19 protein-coding genes are annotated in these 18582 nt (G+C 67.9%); 1 reads left to right on the forward strand and 18 read right to left on the reverse strand.

Features of this window, described 5'->3' with window-relative positions; translation table 11 throughout:
- Window positions 1-3: 3 nt before the first annotated feature.
- The 14 genes from ACODTB_RS12695 to ACODTB_RS12760 all read right to left on the reverse strand — a co-directional run bounded on the left by ACODTB_RS12695 (window position 4) and on the right by ACODTB_RS12760 (window position 14109).
- The gene (locus ACODTB_RS12695; protein WP_291120057.1) at window positions 4-795 is read right to left on the reverse strand and encodes an enoyl-CoA hydratase-related protein; all 792 of its coding nucleotides are present in this window, start codon (window positions 793-795) and stop codon (window positions 4-6) included.
- A gap of 112 nt (window positions 796-907) precedes the next feature.
- Window positions 908-1711, reverse strand: coding sequence for an ABC transporter ATP-binding protein (locus tag ACODTB_RS12700; protein ID WP_488929372.1), 804 nt, complete (start codon window positions 1709-1711; stop codon window positions 908-910).
- A gap of 14 nt (window positions 1712-1725) precedes the next feature.
- On the reverse strand, window positions 1726-2958 hold the full coding sequence (locus tag ACODTB_RS12705) for an ABC transporter substrate-binding protein (RefSeq protein WP_291120061.1): 1233 nt from the start codon (window positions 2956-2958) through the stop codon (window positions 1726-1728).
- A gap of 37 nt (window positions 2959-2995) precedes the next feature.
- On the reverse strand, window positions 2996-4225 hold the full coding sequence (locus ACODTB_RS12710) for an ABC transporter substrate-binding protein (RefSeq protein ID WP_291120063.1): 1230 nt from the start codon (window positions 4223-4225) through the stop codon (window positions 2996-2998).
- Window positions 4226-4248: 23 nt separating this feature from the next.
- Window positions 4249-5298 carry a branched-chain amino acid ABC transporter permease gene (locus tag ACODTB_RS12715; RefSeq protein WP_291120065.1) on the reverse strand — a complete coding sequence of 350 codons (1050 nt, stop codon included), beginning with the start codon at window positions 5296-5298 and terminating at the stop codon, window positions 4249-4251.
- Window positions 5298-6182 carry a branched-chain amino acid ABC transporter permease gene (locus tag ACODTB_RS12720; RefSeq protein WP_291120068.1) on the reverse strand — a complete coding sequence of 295 codons (885 nt, stop codon included), beginning with the start codon at window positions 6180-6182 and terminating at the stop codon, window positions 5298-5300. The genes ACODTB_RS12715 and ACODTB_RS12720 overlap by 1 nt, the downstream gene beginning before the upstream one ends.
- A 3-nt stretch (window positions 6183-6185) precedes the next feature.
- The gene (locus ACODTB_RS12725; RefSeq protein WP_291120071.1) at window positions 6186-8210 is read right to left on the reverse strand and encodes an AMP-dependent synthetase/ligase; all 2025 of its coding nucleotides are present in this window, start codon (window positions 8208-8210) and stop codon (window positions 6186-6188) included.
- Window positions 8207-8995 (reverse strand): ABC transporter ATP-binding protein, encoded by a 789-nt coding sequence (locus ACODTB_RS12730; RefSeq protein ID WP_291120074.1) that lies wholly within the window; start codon window positions 8993-8995, stop codon window positions 8207-8209. The genes ACODTB_RS12725 and ACODTB_RS12730 overlap by 4 nt, the downstream gene beginning before the upstream one ends.
- Window positions 8988-10040, reverse strand: a complete 1053-nt coding sequence (locus ACODTB_RS12735) for a CaiB/BaiF CoA transferase family protein (RefSeq protein WP_291120076.1) — start codon at window positions 10038-10040, stop codon at window positions 8988-8990. Before ACODTB_RS12735 ends, ACODTB_RS12730 begins: the two co-directional genes overlap by 8 nt.
- On the reverse strand, window positions 10040-11191 hold the full coding sequence (locus ACODTB_RS12740; RefSeq protein WP_488929373.1) for an acyl-CoA dehydrogenase family protein: 1152 nt from the start codon (window positions 11189-11191) through the stop codon (window positions 10040-10042). Before ACODTB_RS12740 ends, ACODTB_RS12735 begins: the two co-directional genes overlap by 1 nt.
- Window positions 11192-11195: 4 nt before the next feature.
- A complete protein-coding gene (locus ACODTB_RS12745) occupies window positions 11196-12026 on the reverse strand; it encodes an SDR family NAD(P)-dependent oxidoreductase (protein ID WP_488929374.1) in 831 nt (276 codons plus the stop codon).
- 31 nt (window positions 12027-12057) lie between these two features.
- On the reverse strand, window positions 12058-12465 hold the full coding sequence (locus ACODTB_RS12750; protein ID WP_291120917.1) for a MaoC family dehydratase: 408 nt from the start codon (window positions 12463-12465) through the stop codon (window positions 12058-12060).
- A gap of 15 nt (window positions 12466-12480) precedes the next feature.
- Window positions 12481-12921: a MaoC family dehydratase N-terminal domain-containing protein gene (locus ACODTB_RS12755; RefSeq protein WP_291120919.1), complete on the reverse strand. Its 441-nt coding sequence runs from the start codon at window positions 12919-12921 to the stop codon at window positions 12481-12483.
- A gap of 3 nt (window positions 12922-12924) precedes the next feature.
- Window positions 12925-14109 (reverse strand): lipid-transfer protein, encoded by a 1185-nt coding sequence (locus ACODTB_RS12760; protein WP_291120921.1) that lies wholly within the window; start codon window positions 14107-14109, stop codon window positions 12925-12927.
- A 108-nt stretch (window positions 14110-14217) separates the two neighbouring features.
- Between ACODTB_RS12760 and ACODTB_RS12765 the strand changes: the two genes are divergently transcribed.
- The gene (locus ACODTB_RS12765) at window positions 14218-15252 is read left to right on the forward strand and encodes an AraC family transcriptional regulator (RefSeq protein ID WP_488929375.1); all 1035 of its coding nucleotides are present in this window, start codon (window positions 14218-14220) and stop codon (window positions 15250-15252) included.
- A 42-nt stretch (window positions 15253-15294) separates the two neighbouring features.
- On the opposite strand, the gene ACODTB_RS12770 is transcribed toward ACODTB_RS12765, so the two are convergent.
- From ACODTB_RS12770 to ACODTB_RS12785, 4 genes are all read right to left on the reverse strand, one after another.
- Window positions 15295-15942 (reverse strand): helix-turn-helix domain-containing protein, encoded by a 648-nt coding sequence (locus ACODTB_RS12770; RefSeq protein ID WP_291120925.1) that lies wholly within the window; start codon window positions 15940-15942, stop codon window positions 15295-15297.
- 138 nt (window positions 15943-16080) lie between these two features.
- Complete coding sequence (locus ACODTB_RS12775) at window positions 16081-16416, reverse strand: 4Fe-4S binding protein (RefSeq protein WP_291120927.1); 336 nt, start codon at window positions 16414-16416, stop codon at window positions 16081-16083.
- Window positions 16417-16422: 6 nt separating this feature from the next.
- Entirely contained in the window at window positions 16423-16824 is a 402-nt protein-coding gene (locus tag ACODTB_RS12780; RefSeq protein ID WP_291120929.1) for a cupin domain-containing protein, read from the reverse strand.
- Window positions 16825-17012: 188 nt separating this feature from the next.
- Window positions 17013-18335, reverse strand: coding sequence for an MFS transporter (locus ACODTB_RS12785; protein WP_291120930.1), 1323 nt, complete (start codon window positions 18333-18335; stop codon window positions 17013-17015).
- Window positions 18336-18582 lie beyond the last annotated feature (247 nt).

Raw genomic sequence — 18582 nt, forward strand, 5'->3', positions numbered from 1 at the left:
GACTCAACGGCCGGTGAACGTGGGCGTGCGCTTGGCCACGAAGGCCGAGGTGCCTTCGCGTGCGTCGGCGGTGCGGGCGCAGGCCTTGAGCAGCTGCTGCTCCAGCGAAAGGTAGGCCTGCAGCGAAAGGGCCGGCCCTTCGAGCGAGAGCCGCTTCATGGCCGAGAGCGAGGCCGGCGCCGAGGCGCACAGCCGCTGCACCAGGGCCTGCGCCGCGGCGTCCAGCCCGGCGGCGGGAAACACCTGGTCCACCGCGCCGGCGGCCAGGCATTGCGCGGCGTCGACGGCGTCGCTGAGCATCAGCCACTGCTGCGCGCGCACCGGGCCCACGCGGCGCGCCAGGAAGTAGGAGGCGCCCACGTCGGGCGAGAGGCCGATGGCCGCGTACCCGGTGCGCAGCTTCATGGTGTCGCTGGCGAGCACGAAGTCGCCGCACAGCGCCAGGCCCACACCCGCGCCACCCACCGGGCCACCCACCACCGTCACGATGGGGCAGGTGGCCTGCGCGAGCTGGAGGTAACCCGGCAGCAGCTCGTCGAGGATTTCATCCACCAGTTCATCGAGCCGGTCGCCGGCCTTCACGAATTCGCGGATGTCGCCGCCCGCGCAGAAGATCGGCCCGCGCGCCTCGATCACCACCACGCGCGGCTGGCCCGCCAGCACCTCGGTGATGGCCTTCACCAGCGCAGGCGCGTTCGATGGGCCCAGCGCGTTGTTGTGTTCCGGCCGGTTGAGCACGATGCGCCCCACGCCCTGGCCGTCCACGTTCCATTCGATGCCGTTCATGTTGTTCATGATTTTTCTCGGTTGCCTGAAGTGCCCCAGCCAAGGATGCCGCCGATCTGGCTTTGCCAGTCGGCAGGCATCGCCCCGGGGGGTGACGCCGAAGGCGGCGCGGGGGTGGGCGTCAGCCCAGCCATCTCTTTCGCCGGCGATAGTGTTTGACTTCGCGGTAGTTGCGCCGCTCGCCGCTGGCCTGATGGCCCAGGTAGAACTCCTGGATGTCCTCGTTGGCGCGCAGCTCGGCGGCCGTGCCTTCGAGCACCACGCGGCCGTTCTCCAGGATGTAGCCATGGTCGGCCAGTTCCAGCGCGGCCTGCGCGTGCTGCTCCACGATCAGCAGCGACACGCCTTCGGCGCGCAGCTTGCCGAGCAGGTCGAAGATCTCCTTCACCATCAGCGGCGCCAGGCCCAGCGAAGGCTCGTCGATCATCAGCAGGCGGGGCCGGGCCATCATGGCGCGGCCGATCAGCAGCAGCTGCTGCTCGCCGCCCGAGAGGTAGCCGGCGGTGCGCGTGCGCAGCTCGGCCAGGCGCGGGATCAGGCCGTAGACCCGCTCCAGCCCTTGCTTCACATCGGCCATGCGCGTGAGCCGGTGCCCGCCCACCACCAAGTTCTGCTCGGTGCTCATGTGGCGCAGCACCTTGCGGCCTTCGACCACGTGCACCACGCCATCGGCCACCATCCGCTCGGCGGACGCGCCGGTGATGTCCTGGCCCAGCATGCGCACGTGGCCCGAGGCGACGCGGCCTTCCTCCACGTCCAGCATGCCCGAGATGGTCTTGAGGGTGGTGCTCTTGCCGGCCCCGTTGGGGCCGAGCAGCACGGTGCAGCTCCCGGCGGCCACCTCCAGCGTGATGCCTTTGAGCGAAAGGATCACGTCGGCGTAGAGCACCTCGACGTTGTTCAGAGCGATCAGCGGTTCCGACACGGCACTGCTCTCACTCACCACTTCGCCAGCTTGGGCACCGGCACGCCCTTGGCCACCGTGGTCAGCTTGCCGCCCACCACCTGGCCGATGTTGACGCGCGGGTCCTTGATCGGGAACGGTGCCTCGACCGAGAAGTCGATGTCGCCACCGCCGGTGAAGCCGTAGAAGTCCTTGGCGGGGAAGTGGGTCTCGATCAGCGTGTTGTAGAGCATCTCGCCGGTGAGCTTGTCACCGCCGTTCTTCTTCGCCGCCGCCTCCACCGCGCGCACCAGCACCAGGGTCTGGTTGATGCCGATGGTGGTGATCGAGTGCCAGGGCGCCTTCACGCCGTACTTGGCCACCAGCATGTCGTAGAACTTCTTGGCCTCGGTGTCTTCGTCGGTGGCGATCACGCCGGCGTGCACCTCGTAGTCGCCGTCCATGGCCGACAGGCTGCCCAGCAGCTTCTGCAGCATGGCGGGCGAGTTCTGCAGGCTGTAGACGATGGGCACGTTCTTGCCCAGGGTCTGCATGGCGCGCTTCACCGCCACCGCCTGCTGGATGTTGGACGGCACCAGCACCACCTCGGCGCCCGCGTTGAGCACGCGGCGCAGCTGCAGGGTCACGTCGGCCGGCTGGGGCTCCACGTAGACCATCTCGACCAGGCTCACCACGTTGGGGTTGGCCTTGGCGTAGGCGATGACGCCCTTGCCCATGTCGGCGAAGGTGGGCGAGGCCTCGGTGGTGAACATCGCCACCTTGGTCGGGCGGCCCGGCGTCTTGGTCTTCTGGAACCAGTCGATGAAGCCGGTGACCTCGTGCACGAAGGTCGGCCGCGTGGCCAGCACCCACTGGTTGGGGCGCCAGCCGAAGCCGTTGGCGGCCGAGCCCAGGATCATGGGCACCTTGTCGGTGGGCAGGCGCTGCTGCAGGGCCGAGGTGTCGGGGCCACCGAGCGAGAGACCGATCACCGGCTTGGTGGCCAGCACGCCGGGCCACAGGCTGGCGGTCTGTGCGGTGTCGTAGCGCGTGTCGTAGGTCTTGAGCTCGAGCTTCACGCCCAGCTTGCTGCCCACTTCCGCGTTCCACCAGTTCACCACGCCCTCGCGGCCCGGGCCCACCATGGGCATGATGGCCGCGAAGGGGCCCGAGTAGTCGGACAGGGCCGGGATCTGGTACACGGTCTGCGCGCCGGCGGGCGTGACGGCCGAGGCGGCGATCCCCGCCAGCAAGGCGGCCTGGGCGGCCCAGTGTTTCAGTGCTTTCATCGTGTTGTCTCCTGGTTGGAATGAAGAGAAAAGAGGCTCACCACTTGCCCAGTTTGGGCACCGGCACACCCTTGGCCACGGTGGTCAACTTGCCCCCCACCACCTGGCCGATGTTGATGCGCGGGTCCCTGGTGGGGAAAGGTGCTTCGACCGAGAAGTCGAGGTCGCCGCCGGTGAGGCCGAAGAAGTCCTTGGCGGGGAAGGTGGTCTCGATCAGCGCGCTGTAGATCAGCTCGCCGCTGAGCTTGTCGGGGCCGTGTTTCTTCGCGGCCACCTCGATGGCCCGCACCGCCAGCAGCGTCTGCGTCATGCCGAGCGAGGTGATGGCGTGCCAGGGCACCTTCATGCCATGCCTGGCCACCAGCAGGTCGTAGAAGCGCTTGGCCTCGGTGTCTTCCTCGGTGGTGATCACGCCACCGTGCATCTCGTAGTCGCCTTCCATCGCGGCCATGCCGCCCACCAGCTTCTGCAGCATGCCGGGCGAGTTCTGCAGGCCGTGCACGATGGGCACGTTCTTGCCGAGGGCCTGCATGGCGCGCTTCACGGCCACCGCCTGCTGGATGTTGGTCGGCACCAGGATCACCTCGGCGCCCGCGTTGAGCACGCGGCGCAGCTGCAGCGTCACGTCGGTGGGCTGCACGTCCACGAAGACCATCTCCACCAGGTTCACCACGTTGGGGCTGGCCTTGGCGTAGGCCGACACGCCCTTGGCCATGTCGGCGAAGCTGGGCGAGGCCTCGGTGGTGAACATCGCCACCTTCACCGGGCGGCCCGGGGTCCGGGTCTTCTGGTACCACTCGATGAAGCCGGTGATCTCGTGCACGAAGGTGGGCCGGGGCGTGAGCACCCACTGGTTGGGTCGCCAGCCCGAGCCGTTGGCCGCCGAGCCCGAGATCATCACCACCTTGTCGGTGGGCAGGCGCTGCTGCAGCGCGGCCGTGTCGGGCCCGCCGGCCGAGAGGCCCACCAGCGGCCTGGTGGCCAGCACGCCGGGCCACAGGCTGGCGGTCTGCGCGGCGTCGTAGCGCGTGTCGTAGCTCTTCACCTCGATCTTCACGCCCATCTTCGCGCCCACCTCGGCGTTCCACCAGGTCGCCACCGCCTCGCGGCCGCCGGCCATCATCGGCATGATGGACGAGAACGGCCCCGAGAAATCGGACATCGCGGGCACCTGGTACACGGTCTGCGCCGTGGCCGGCAGGGCCGCCGACAGACACAGCCCGGCCGCGGTGGCGGTTCGGGTCACCCAACGCTTCAGTGTTTGCATGTTGTCTCCTGTTGTCGTGATGGTCAGTACGGGAACGGCCAGAGCCGGTACGCCTGCTTGGTGATCTGCACGCGGTGCATCACGCCCTTGGGCTCGAAGAGCAGGAACAGAATGATCACGGTGCCCAGCAGCACGTTCATGGCGGCGAAGACGAAGTCCTGCCCCACGGCGGGCACCCACTGGATGACGCTCGGGCCCAGGCTGGTCACGCCCTCGCGCGCCAGCTGGATCAGCACGGTGCCGATCAGCGCCCCCACGATGGAGCCCAGGCCGCCGACGATCATCATGGCGATCATCCAGATCGCGTTGAACAGCGTGAACTGCTCCACCGACACGTGGCGCAGCGCCACCACCCACAGGCCGCCGGCCACGCCGGCATAGAACGCACTCACCAGGAAGGCGCGCGCCTTGGTGGCGGCCACGGGAATGCCCATCATCCCGGCGGCCACGTCGTCGTCGCGCACCGCCTCGAAGCTGCGGCCGTGGCGCGAGCGCACGATGCCGAAGGCCCCGATGGTCATGACCACCAGCACGATGAACGAGAAGCCGTAGATCGCGCGGTCGTTGTTCAGCGAGATGCCCAGGGCCGTGGCCGACTCCACGTGCAGGCCACCCGCACCGCCCAGCCAGGCCTGCGGCAGGTTGAGCACCAGAAAGTGGAACAGCGCCTGCGCCGCGATGGTGGTGAGCGCGAGGTAGAAGCCCTTGATGCGCGCCGCCGTCAGGCCGAACATCACGCCGAAGAGGGCCGCGCCCGCGCCGCCGATGAGCAGGGCCGCCAGCGCGTCCCACCCGGCCGACATGGCCAGCGCCGCGCCGTAGGCGCCCACGCCCATGAAGGCCGACTGCCCCAGGTTGATCTGCCCCGCGTAGCCGGTGCAGATCTGCAGGCCGATCACAGCCACGGCGGTGATGAAGGTGGTGTAGCCGATGCTGACCCAGCGGTCCGAGGCCCACCAGGGCAGCGTTGCCAGCACCAGCAGCAGGGCAACCAGGCAGACCCACTGCGCGCGCGTGCGGATCAGGGAGCGGTCGCCCGCGTGGCTGGTGAAGAAAATGCCGGACGGGTCCATCACACACGCTCCACATGGCGCCAGCCGAACAGGCCGGTGGGACGCACCAGCAGGATCAGCAGCATGAAAACAAAGGGCACGATGGACGAGGCCGAGCCGCCGATCGCAGGGTCTACATAGGCCGCCACCAGGGCCTGCACGATGCCGACGATGGCACCCGCCAGGATCAGCCCACCGATGGACTCCAGCCCGGCCAGCAGCGCCACCGGCAGCGCGGCCAGGGCCACGTCGGCCGTGCCCACCGTGAGCGAGCGGCCGCTGAGCAGCACGATGGCACCGGCCGTGGCGATCACCGAGCCCATCATCCAGGCCAGGGTGACCGCGCGCTTGACCGAGATGCCGAGCGAGATCGCCGTGGTGGGTTCTTCGGCCACCGCCGTCAGCGTGAGGCCGGCGCGGGTGCGGTTGAAGAACCACGACATGCCCACCGTCACCACCAGCGTGAGAATGGCGCCGATCACCAGCGACGACGGGAAGATCATGTCGCCGACGATGAAGGGCGTGGGCGGCAGCAGCACGGGGAACTGGCGGTCCGCCGCGCCCCACACCACCAGCACGATGCCGCGGATCAGGATCACCAGGCCGATGGTCACCATCACCATGGAGAACACCGACTCGCCGACCAGCCGCTCGAAGAACAGCCGCTCGATCAGCCAGCCGTAGACCAGCGCGCAGACGAAGGCCAGTGGAATGGCCAGCCAGGGCGGGAGGTCGGCGCCCAGCGTGAGCGTCCACACCGCGTAGGCGCCGAGCATCATCAGCTCGCCCTGCGCGAAGTTGAACACCTTGCTGGCGCGGTAGATCACCATGAAGCCCAGCGCCAGCAGGGCATAGATCTGGCCTTGCAGGAAACCGTTGAAGAGGTAGTTGAAGAAATCGGTCATGGGTCAGGTCTCCTGGGCGATCGAAGCCGGCACGTGGCCGGTGGTCACGTCCGCGCGCAGCACGCCGGCGCGGCCGTCCTGGTAGCGCACCGGGATCTCGATCCCTGTGGCGGGCCGGTTGTCGTACATCGCCTCGATCAACGCGCCATAGCGCTGCTCGATGAAGTCGCGCTTGAGCTTGCGGGTGCGCGTCAACTCACCCTCGTCGGCGTCCAGCTCCTTGGGCAGGTTCACGAAGTGCTTCAGGCGCGCCGCCTCGGGCAGCGTGCGGTTCACGACCGCGATCTCCTTGGCGACCTGGGCCAGCACCTCGGGGCGCTGTGACAGGTCGGTGAAGGTGGTGAAGGACACGCCGTTGCGCTCGGCCCAGCGGCCGAACACCTCGCCGTCGATGTTCACCAGCGCGGTCACGTGCGAACGCGTCGGGTCGCCCACCACCATCACCTCGCGGATGTAGGGCGAGAAGCGCAGCCGCACCTCGATGAACTGCTTGGAGAACAGGTGGCCACCCTGCAGCCGGTTCATGTGCTCCACGCGGTCGTAGTAGATGAGCTCGTTGCCGCTGGGGCCCTGGCCCACCGCGTCGCCGGTCTGGAACCAGCCCTCGTTCATCTTCTCGGCGCTCTTCTCGGGCTTGCCCCAGTAGCCCGAGAAGCCCGCGCCGCCGCGCACTTCGAGCCCGCCGCCGTCGGTCACGCGCCACTCCATCGGCACGCCCCAGGCGCTGGCCATGGCCACGGTCTCGCCGATGGTCTCGGCGTTGACGCGCTCGCCCTGGTGCACCGTGATCAGCCCGAACTCGCTGCAGCCGTAGACGTTGCGCAGCATCACGCCCATGGCCGCGAACAGCCGGAAGATGTCGGGCGCCACCGCCGCGCCGCCGGTGAAGGCGATGCGCGCGCGTTTCAGGCCCAGCTGCTCGCGCAGCGGGCGCAGCACCAGCGCGTCGGCCAGCGGCAGCTGGGCGCGCACCCACCAGGAGCGCGCGCGGGTGTCCATCTGGTCCGCGCGCGCCAGCTTGCCGATGCGCAGGCCCCAGTCCACCACCTTCTGGCGCCAGGGCGCGGCGTCGAGCATGCGGGCATGCACGCGCGCGGCCAGGCTTTCCCACTGGCGCGGGCCGAAGAACACCATCTCGCAGGCCAGCTCGCGGATCGCTTCCTGGATCTGGTCCGGCCGCTCGGCGAAGTTCACGCGCAACGGGCGCATCAGTCCCATGGTCACGCCCACCCACTGTTCGGTGGCCCAGGAGAGCGGGATGTACGACAGGTACTCGCCGCCCTCGGGCACCTGCATGGTCTGGCCGATCAGCTCGGCGTTGTGCATCAGCGAGGCGTGCGTGGTGATCACGCCCTTGGGCGCGCCGGTGGTGCCCGAGGTGTAGGACAGCACGGCGATGTCGCTCGCCTGGCCCTGCATCACCGACTGCTCGAACCAGGCCGCGTCATCGGCCAGCGCGCGCAACGCGTCCCAGCCCAGCAGGCCTTCGTGCCGGTACGACCACAGGCCGCCCGACTCCCACCACACCACGGTGTGCAGGCCGCCGTGGCGCGCCATCACGGGCAGCACCTTGTCCACCTGCTCCTGGTCTTCGGCGAACACGCAGACCGCCTGCGCGTCTGCCACCACGTAGTCCACTTCCGATTCGGCGGCGTCGGGGTAGAGCGCCACCACCTTGGCGCCGACCGCCATCGCGGCCCATTCGGCCCAGTACAGCTCGGGCCGGTTCTCGCTCAGCAGCACCACGGTCTGGCCGCGCTGCACGCCGCGTGAGCGCAGGCCCAGGGCCAGGGCGCGCACTTCGTCGCGCACGTCGGTCCAGGTGAATTCGTGCCACACGCCGTCGCGCTTGTGGCGTTGCGCCACCTCACCGCCGCGCGTGGCGGCGTTGTGCAGCAGCCATTGCGGCAGGGTCTGCGGGGTCTTGTTGGGTGTCGCGCTCATGCGATCCGGCGCCGGGCCGCCCCAAGCCGGATCAGCCCCCTTGGGGGGCAGCGACTCGCGCAGCGATGGAGCGTGGGGGCTCATGCGTGTACTCCCAGGTAGGCCGAGATGACCTTCTCGTCTTTTTGCACCGCGGCGGGCGAGGCGTCGGCGATCTTGCGACCGAAGTTCAGCACGATCACGCGGTCGGCGATGTCCATCACCACGCCCATGTCGTGCTCCACCAGCACCACCGGGATCTGCCGCGATTCGCGGATGTCCAGGATGAAGCGCGCCAGGTCTTCCTTCTCCTCGGTGTTCATGCCGGCCATGGGCTCGTCCAGCAGCAGCATGCGCGGCTCCATGGCCAGCGCGCGGCCCAGGTCCACGCGCTTGCGCATGCCGTAGCCCAGCGTACCCACCGTGTGGTGGCGCAGGTGCTCGAGTTCGAGAAAGCCCAGGATCTCCTCGGCCACGGCGCGGTGCGCCACCTCTTCGCGGTGCGCGAACGGGTAGTAGAAGAAGGCCGTGGTCAGCGTGCTCTTCATGTGCATGTAGCGGCCGACCAGGATGTTGTCGAGCACGCTCATGTGCGGCAGCAGGTGTGTGCCCTGGAAGGTGCGCGCCAGGCCGGCCTGGGCCACGCGGTGCACCGGCCAGCGGCCGATGTCCTGGCCTTCGAAACGCACCGTGCCGGTGCTCGGGCGGTAGAAGCCCGAGAGCACGTTGAGCAGCGAGCTCTTGCCCGCGCCGTTGGGGCCGATGAGGGCCACCAGCTCCTGGTGGCCGATGTCCACCGAAATCTCGGACAGGGCCGTGACGCCGCCGAACTTCAGCGTGAGGTCGCGCGCCTCCAGCATGGCGGCGTTGGAACGCCGGGCTTCATTCATGGGTGTGGGCCTTTGGCAGGGGGGTGAAGCGGGGCGCGGCACCGGTGCGGCGTTCGCCCGACGGCGTCTGCGCATACAGGCCGCGCACCACGTTGTGCGGGTGGCTGGCGGCTTCGTCCAGCGTGAGCACCGGGGCGAAGCAGGCGTCCGTGCCTTCGAGCAGATCGCACCAGTGCTGGCGCGGCTGGGTGAGGAAGAGAGCGCGCACGCGTTCTTTCAGGGCCGGCCAGGCGTCGGTGTCGAACTGGGCGGCCGGGTCCACGTCGGTGAGCCCGAGCTTCTGCACCAGCAGCGCGTAGAACGGCGGCTCGATCGCGCCCAGCGTGACGAAGCCGCCGTCCGCGCAGCGGTACACGTCGTAGAACGGCGAGTCGTGGAACACACTGGGTCGGTCGTTGCCTTGGCCACCCAGGCCGCCGGTGCTGGCGATCCATTGCGCCAAGCCGCCCAGCATGGCGACCACGTCCACGATGGCGGCATCCACCACGCAGCCCTGGCCGCTCTGGCGCGCCTGCAGCACGCCGCTGACAATGCCCAGCGCCAGGCCGAGTGCGCCACCGGCATCGCCCAGCACCGTGGGCGGCGAGACCGGCACCTGGCCGTGCACGGCCGAGAGCGAGAGCATGCCGCTGAGCGCGACGTAGTTGATGTCGTGTCCGGCGGCCTGCGCCAGCGGGCCCTGCTGGCCCCAGCCCGTCATGCGGCCGTAGACCAGCTGCGGGTTCACCGCCGCACAGGCGGCAGGGCCCAGGCCCAGGCGCTCCATCACGCCCGGGCGGTTGCCTTCGATCAGCGCGTCCGCGCTGGCCACCAGGGCCAGGGCCCGGGCCACGTCGTCGGGCTGCTTGAGGTTGAGTTCGACGACGGTCTTGCCTTCGCGCAACGGTGGCTGCCCGCCGCCCGAGAGCTTGTCGACCACCGCCGAGGTGCCCGGCCGCGCGATCACGGTGACGCGCGCGCCCAGGTCCGCCAGCACACGGCCGCACAGCGGGCCGGGGCCGATGCCCTCGAACTCGATCACATGGAGGTGGTTCAGCGGTTGCATCAACCCACCACCTTGCGCGCGATCAGGTCTTTCATGATCTCGTTGGCGCCGCCGTAGATGCGCTGCACGCGAGAGTCGGCGTAGAGCCGCGCGATCGGGTACTCGGCCATGTAGCCGTAGCCGCCGAAGAGCTGCAGGCACTCGTCCGTCACCTTGCACTGCTGCTCGGAGCACCACCACTTCGCCATGTAGGCGGCCTCGTTGTCCAGCGTGCCGTCGAGCTGGCGCTGGATGCAGTCGTTCACGAAGCTGCGCACCACGTGCGCGAGCGTGGCGCACTCGGCCAGCTTGAAGCGCGTGTTCTGGAAGTCCGCCAGTGCCTGTCCGAAGGCCTTGCGCTCCTTGGTGTATTCCACCGTGAGTTCCACCGCGCGCTCGATCACCGCCGCAGCGGGCACCGCGAGCAGCAGGCGCTCGTAGGTGAGTTGGCTCATCAGCTGCACGAAACCCTGGCCGTCCACGCCACCCAGCAGCTGCGAAGCCGGCACGCGCACGCCTTCGAATGAGAGTTCGGCCGTGTCCGAGGCGTGCTGACCCAGCTTCTCCAGCCGCCGGCCCACGCGAAAGCCCGGCAGGTTCTCGGTCTCCATCACCAGCAGCGACACACCCTTGGCACCAGCGTCGCCCGTGCGCACCACCACCACCAGCAGGTTGGCCGTGAAGCCGTTGGTGATGAAGGTCTTCGCGCCGTCCACCACGTAGTGGTCGCCGTCAAGCCGGGCCCGGGTGCGGATCGCCTTGAGGTCCGAGCCCGCGCCCGGCTCGGTCATGGCAATGCCGGCCAGCAGCTCGCCGCTGGCCAGCCGGGGCAGCCAGCGCTGCTTCTGGGCTTCGGTGCCGTAGTCCAGGATGTAGTGCGAAGCGATGGAGTGCACCGCGGTGTTGGCCGGCACCTCGGCCCTGGCCAGTTCGTCCTGCACCACCAGCTGGTAGGCGATGGTCGCACCCGGGCCGCCATAGGCCTCGGGCAGTTCGGGCAGCAGGCAACCCAGCTCGCCAAAGGCGCGCCAGGTCTCGCGGGGGATGAAGCCCTGGCGGCGCCAGGCGTCGAGGTTCGGCGACAGCCGGTCCGCCACGCAGCGGCGGACCTGATCGCGGAAGCTCTCGATCTCGGCATCCATCCAGGGGTGCTGGAGCAGTCGCGGCAGCATGGGGTCACATGCCCGTGAGGCCGCCGGAGCAGATCAGCGTCTGGCCGCTGACGTAGTCCGATTCGGGGATGCAGAACAGATACACCGAGCCGGCCGCCTCTTCGGGCGTGCCGCCGCGGCCGAGCGGAATGGTCTGTTCCATCAGCGACAGCAGGCCGGGGTTCACGCCCACCTTGATGTCGCGCCCGTCGATGTTCGTCGTCGCGCCGTCGGCTGCGCTGCCGGTCAGGCGCGTCTTGATCAGGCCGAAGGCCACGCAGTTCACCGTGACGTTCATGCGGCCCCATTCCTTGGCGAGGGCCTGCGTCAGGCCCATGATGCCGGCCTTGGCCGCGGAGTAGTTCGACTGCCCCACGTTGCCGAACACGCCGGCCATGGACGAGATGTTCACCACCTTGCGCATGTGGCGCACGCCGCTGTCCAGCTCGGCCTTGGAGAGCGCGCGGATCACCGGTTGCGCCGCGCGCAGGATGCGGAAGGGCGCGGTGAGGTGGCAGTCCATGATGGCGTACCACTGCTCGTCGGTCATCTTCTGGATCACGTTGTCCCAGGTGTAGCCGGCGTTGTTGACGATGATGTCGATGCCCTTGTAGTTCTCCACCGCCGCGCCGATGAAGCGCTCGGAGAAATCGGGCGCGGTCACGCTGCCCACGCAGGCCACGGCCTCGCCGCCCATGGCCTTGATGGCCTCCACGGTTTCCTGGGCCGGATCGGCGTCGAGGTCGTTGATCACCAGGCGCGCGCCGTCGGCCGCCAGCTTCATGGCGATGCTGCGGCCGATGCCGCGTCCCGAGCCCGTGATCAGGGCGACCTTGCCGTCGAGTTTCTTGGTCATTTGTTGGTGTGTTCTTGAGGGTTGTGGGGTGTCATGCCAGGGCCACGATGGCCTCGCCGACGATCTTGTTCTGGCCGTATTGATTCGACGAGCTCACGGCCACGCGCGCGCAGGCCTCGCCGTCGCGGTCCAGCAGTTCCACCACCTCGCCGCTGCAGGTGATGGCGTTGCCCAGGTGGGTGATGCCAGCGAAGCGCGCGTCGTACTGGCGCAGGCGCGCCTGCGGTGCCCATTGCGTGATGAGCCGGCCCACCCAGGCCATGCCCAACATGCCTTGCGCGAACACGTCGGGCATGCCCGAGCGGCGCGCGAAATCCAGGTCGATGTGGATGGGGTTGTGGTCGCCCGAGGCGCCGCCGAAGAGCGCGAGCGTGGCGCGGTCCACCGGCGGAAGTTGCAGGGCGGGCAGGCGGTCGCCGACCTTGATCGATGCGGTCATGGTGTTCTTTCCCTTTCAGTGGCGAACCACAAGGACGGTGCGCAGCTCGGCGACCAGTTCGTCGCGCTGGTTCGTCACCTGCGAATCCTTGACGGCGAATTCGAGCTTGCCGCCCTTCTTGTCGTAGATGTCGGTGATGGTCGACCGCACCGTCACCGTGTCGCCCGCGCACACCGGCTGGAGGTAACGGAACGACTGCTCGCCGTGCAGCAGCTTGGCCAGCGGAATGTCCAGGTCGGCGAGCAACTGGTCGTTCGCGCCGCTGTCGAGCTCGGCGGCGAACAGGAAGGTCGGGGGTGCCGGCACATCCGCATAACCGGCGGCCTTCGCGGCGGCCGGGTCCACGTAGACCGGGTCCTTCTCGCCGATGGCCTTGGCGAAGAACTGCAGGCGGGTGCGGTCCACCGTGAGCACCGAAGGCTTCAACTGGTGGCCGATGAATTTCCTGTCGATCATGGGTCAGGCCTTTTCGTACATCGTGATCACGCAAGCGCCGCCCAGGCCCAGGTTGTGCTGCAGCGCGATGCGCGCGCCTTCGACCTGGCGCTTATCGGCCTGGCCACGCAGCTGCTGCACGAGCTCGGTGCATTGCGCCAGACCGGTCGCGCCCAGCGGGTGGCCCTTGGAGAGCAGGCCACCCGAAGGGTTGGTGACGATCTGACCACCGTAGGTGTTGTCGCCGTCTTCCACGAACTTCTGCGCGCCGCCGCGTTCGCACAGGCCCAGGGCCTCGTAGCTCAGCAGCTCGTTGTGCGCGAAGCAGTCGTGCAGCTCGACCACCTGCACGTCGCGCGGGCCGAGGCCGGCCTCGGCATACACCTGCTCGGCGCAGGCCTTGGCCATGCTGAAGCCCACCACCTCGCGCATGTCCTTGGCCTCGAAGGTGGCCGGGCTGTCGGTCGTCATGGCCTGCGCGCGGATGCGCACGGCCGTGTTCAGGCCATGCTGCTTTGCGAAGGCTTCCGAGCACACGATGGCCGCCGCCGAACCGCAGGTGGGCGGGCAGGCCATCAGGCGCGTCATCACGCCCGGCCACATCACCGGCGCGTTCATCACCTCTTCTTCGGTCACCACGGTGCGGAACAGCGCCAGCGGGTTGTTCGACGCGTGGCGGCTCGCCTTGGCGCGGATCTTGGCGAAGGTGTTCAGCGGCGTGCCGAACTCCTGCATGTGCGCCAGGCCCGCGCCGCCGAAGTAGCGCAGCGCCAGCGGAATCTCGCCATGACCCACCAGTTCTTCCGTGGCGTCGTCGAAACGCTCGAAGGCGCTCGCGCGGTCCTTGAACACCGAGCCGAGGGCGCCCGGGTTCATCTGCTCGAAGCCCAGCGCCAGCACGCAGTCGGCCGCGCCGCTCATCACCGCCTGGCGCGCGAGAAAGAGGGCGGTGGAACCGGTGGAGCAGTTGTTGTTCACGTTCACGACGGGGATGCCCGTCATGCCCACCTCGTACAGCGCGCGCTGGCCGGCGGTGGAGTCGCCGTACACATAGCCCACGTAGGCCTGCTGCACCTTGGCGTAGTCCAGGCCCGCGTCGCGCAGCGCCGCGTTCACCGCCTTGGCGGCCATCTGCGGATAGGGCTCGCTCGCCCCGGGTTTGGTGAACGGCACCATGCCGACCCCCACGACATACACGTCTTGCTTCATGAACGGTCCTTTGTGCGATGGGGCGGCGGCCCCGAAAAATTGGTCAGAAGACGGGGCGGATGCTAGGCTCCGCCCCATTTCCTAGCGATAGCCGAACACCCTGAAACCATGGCAAAAGACCTCAAACGCCGAAAACCTCGGGAAAACCCGGGGGCCTTCATTGCCCCTGTTTTCGTGTTCGGCATGCTCTCCGGGCCGGAAAGCCGGGGCATGAACATGGATGGCTATCTACGTCAAGTCGGGGTAGACCCGCATGCCCTGCGGCAACCCGGTTACCAGGGGGTGACGCCGATGCAATACGTGGCGCTTTTCTATGCCTTGCTCAACGACATGAAGGACGAGTGCATGGGCCTGTTCTCGCGCCCGTTCAAGCCCGGCAGCTTCGCGCTGACGGCGCGCGAAGGCCTGTCCGCGCACGACCTGCGTCGCGCGCTCAAGCGCATGAGCGCGGCGCTCAACCTGCTGCAGGACGACATCTTTTTCTCGTTGCAGGTCAACGGCGACGAAGCCGGCCTGCACATGCAGACCATCGCCCCCGACCACCCCACGCCCGTGTTCGCGCAGGAGACCATGGTGCGTGTGCTCTGGCGCCTGGCCGCCTGGCTGCTGAACGCGCCGCTGCCCATCACGCACTTCGACTTCAGCTACCCCGAGCCCGACGGCCAGGAGGGCTACAACCTCGTGTTCCCCGCGCCCCGGCGCTATGGGCAGGCGGCCTTCGGTTTCTGGTTCAAGGCCAAGGAGCTGGACACCCCGGTGAGCCGCGACGAGCCGGCCCTGCGCGTGTTCCTGACCGATGCGTACACGCAAGTCATCTCGCCGCCGCGCGACTTCGGCGCCGTGGCTCAGCGGGTGCGCAACCACCTCATGCGCAGCTACCCGCAGTGGCCCTCGCTGGAAGAAGTGGCCGAACACCTGCACACCTCGCCGTCGAGCCTGCAGCGGCACCTGTCGGCCGAACACACCTCGCTGCAATGGTTGAAAGACGACCTGCGGCGCGACCTCGCGATCTCGCGCCTCTCGTCATCGCGCGTGTCGCTGGTGCAGCTGGCGAGCGAACTCGGCTTCAGCGACAGCCCGACTTTTCAGCGGGCGTTCAAGAAATGGACGGGAAAACATTGCGGGGCGTATCGGCGGCGCTGAAAGCCTCGCTTGCGAAGAGGGTCCTGGACGCGTCTGTCTGGCTCAGGCCAGGTTGGCCTTGGACCCCGCTGGCGAGAACATCACCACCAGGGCGGTGGCCGGCCCCGACAGGCAATGCCCGCGGTGGGGGATCCGGGAATCGAAGTGGATGGTGTCGCCCGGCTCCAGCACGAACTTGTCCATGCCCACCTGCCATTCCACGCGCCCGGTGAGCACGTGCATCATTTCTTCGCCTTCGTGTTCGAAGAAGACGAACTTGTCGACCTTGTCCGGGAACGAGAAGAGGAAGGGTTGCAGCGCGCGCCCGGTGGTCGCGTCGGTCAGCGCAAAGTAGTCGTAGCCGAACTGGCTGCCGCCCATGACGGTGGGGCGCTTGTCGGTCTTCTTGACCACGCTGACCCCACGCCACGCGGGGTGCGGGTTTTCGGTGAGCAGGCTGGCCGCCTCGATGCCGAGCACGTCGGTGATGCGCGAGAGGGTGCCGATGGGTGGCACCTTCTTGCCGTTTTCAATGCGCGAGAGGTAGGCCTTGCCAAACCCGGAGCGGTCTGCCAGTTCGGCCAGTGTGAGCTTGGCCTCCAGGCGGCGCTGCTTCAAGCGGGCGCCGAGGGCAATGTGGACTTCCACCTCCTTGGGGGTGTCCACCGGTGTGGCGGTCTTGGTGGTCTTTTTGGGGCGTGCTGCAACCATGTTGCCTGAGTTTCCCTGAGTGTTGACGGGTTTCCCAGCATATCGCATGCGGGAGACAGCCACACGAGGGAATGTCCGGGCCCATGAAAGACAGCCCTGCGGGCCGTGCCTGCAGGGCTGTCGTGATGCGCCGCCACGTCAGCCGGCGCTGTGGTCGAGCCGCAGGCGGTCCCGCTTCGCGGTCTCGAGCGCGTGCGCGTCGGCGTCGGGCAGCGGCGCGGTTTCCCGAACCACGGGCCAGACGGCGGAGAGTTGCGCGTTCAAGGCCCGGTAGTCCTGCTGCGCCGCCGGCAGATCGGCCGCCGCGAAGATGGCACTCACCGGGCAGACCATTTCGCACAGGCCGCAGTTCGCGCAAGTGACAGGGTTGATGACGACGAAGTTGGGCCCACCGTGGAACGCGCCCTGAGGGCACACCGAGACGCATTCCCCGTAGCGGCACGCAATGCAGGCTTCCGTGACGACGTAGGCCATGGGCGCTTACTTGTCGGCTTCGAAGCCTGCGGCGTTGAAGAAGATGTTGGGCTTGCGGTACACCGCGAGAATGGTGCAACCGGTGTCCGACCGCGTCTCGTGCATGGAGCCCGGGTGGCGGTAGACGTATTGCCCTGCGTGGCAGGTGCCGTCGTGGTCGGAGAACGAGCCTTCCAGCACGTAGCTCTGCTCGATTTCCGGGTGCTTGTGGAAGGGCAGCACCGCGCCCGGCTCCCACTTGAGGAGGACGGTCATCTCGCCCACCTCATCGTTGCGGTAGAGCACCTTCATCTGGATTTTCGGAAACTGCGAGGGCTTCCATTCCATGGTGTTGGGGTCCACATAGACGGAGCCACCAATGGTGGGCTGAAGTTTCCCGACGAGACGTTCCTTGAACACGGTAGACATGCGTTTCTCCTGGTTGGATGAACCCGCTGCCGGGCGGGTGGTACACCGATTTGCCCCATGGGCAACGCGGTGAACTTGGCTGAATGCGCCTGGGTTCGACCCGCTGGCCTTGGTGCGGGTCGACGGTCCGCAGGGGACCGCCCGGGTTGCCAGCCCGGGCACGCGAGGGTGTGGATGACGGGGTGCGGCTACAGATCTCGCACCGAGCTGTCGCGCGTTTCGCGAGCGAAGCAGGCCGCGATGAAGGTGATGAACGCGAGCGAGATCAGCAGGATGGAGACGCCTTCGGAACCGCCGAACTTGTTGACCAGGACGGTGGCCAGAATGGGCGTGAGACCCCCGCCGATGGCCGCAGACACCTGGAAGCCGAACGACGCACCGGTGTACCGGACGCGCGCGCCGAACAGCTCTGGGAAGTAGGTGGCTTGCGGGCCGAACATGAGGCCGTGCCCGAAGCTCAGCGCAACGGCGATCGCGACGATGACGATGTACGGGTCGCGGGTGTCCATGAGCCAGAACAGCGGGAAGGCGAAGAGCACCGTGAAGATCGTGCCGGCGAAGTAGAACGGGCGGCGGCCAACGCGGTCGGAGAGATAACCGAAGAGCGGGATGGTGACGATCTCGACCGCCGCCGCGATCATGATGGCGTTGAGCATGAGGCCCTTGGCCAGACCGAGGTTCTTGGTGGCGTAGACGACCATGAACACGGTCAGCATGTAGACCCAGGACACCTCGCAGATCTTGAGACCCACGGCGATCAGGAAGTTCTTCGGGTGCTTGAACACGGCGTCCACGAAGGGGTTGCGGGCGATTTCCTTCTTGGCCTTCATCTCCAGGAAGACCGGCGACTCGGAGACCTTGAAGCGGATGAACGTTCCCAGGGCCACGAGCACGATGCTGGAGAGGAACGGAATGCGCCAGCCCCAGGACAGGAAGTCTTCCTCCGGCAGCTGAGACACCGCGGCGAACACGGCCGCCGAAAGAATGAGGCCGATGGGAAAGCCGACCTGCACCAGGCTGCCGCAGAACCCGCGCCGGTGCTTGGGCGCGTGTTCGAGCACCATCAGGGCGGCGCCGCCCCATTCGCCGCCCAGGCCGATGCCCTGGATGATGCGCAGCGTGACCAGGAGGATGGGCGCCCAGATGCCGATCTGGTGGTAGGTCGGCAACAGGCCGATGGCGAACGTGCCCAGGCCCATGATGACCAGGGTGACGAGGAGCATGGACTTGCGGCCCAGCCTGTCGCCCAGGAAACCGAAGAACGCGCCGCCGAAGGGCCTGGCGAAGAAGCCCACGGCCGCGCTGCCGAGGGCGGCGAGCGTGCCAAGGAAGGGGTCGTCGGCGGGGAAGAACAGCTTGTTGAAGACCAGTGCGGCAGCGGTGCCGTAGATCAGGAAGTCATACCATTCGATGATGGTGCCGATCGAGCTGGCAAAGACCACTCGATTCACCTCGGATGTGTTGGTGCTGGCCGGCTCGGATTCGTGCGCGACCGTTGCGGAGTAGCTCATATCAGGTTCCTCTGGGATGGCCTCGCGGTGTTCGCGGGGCCGTGGCTTGACGTGGAGTGCGTGGATAAAACGATTGGCAAGGCTGCGCCCTGCCGCGCGGCGCGGCTCTTCTCGACCAGGGTGCGGCGTGCGGTCGCTGTGGTGGGCCGGATCTTCGAGACCATCTGACCGGCGCCTGGATAAGGCGCCGGTGCGTGCAGCCTTCTCAGGGCGGCGGGAGCGTGAACGGTGCTTGCATTGGCGGGCG

It is taken from the genome of Hydrogenophaga sp. FG152, from assembly GCF_057809615.1.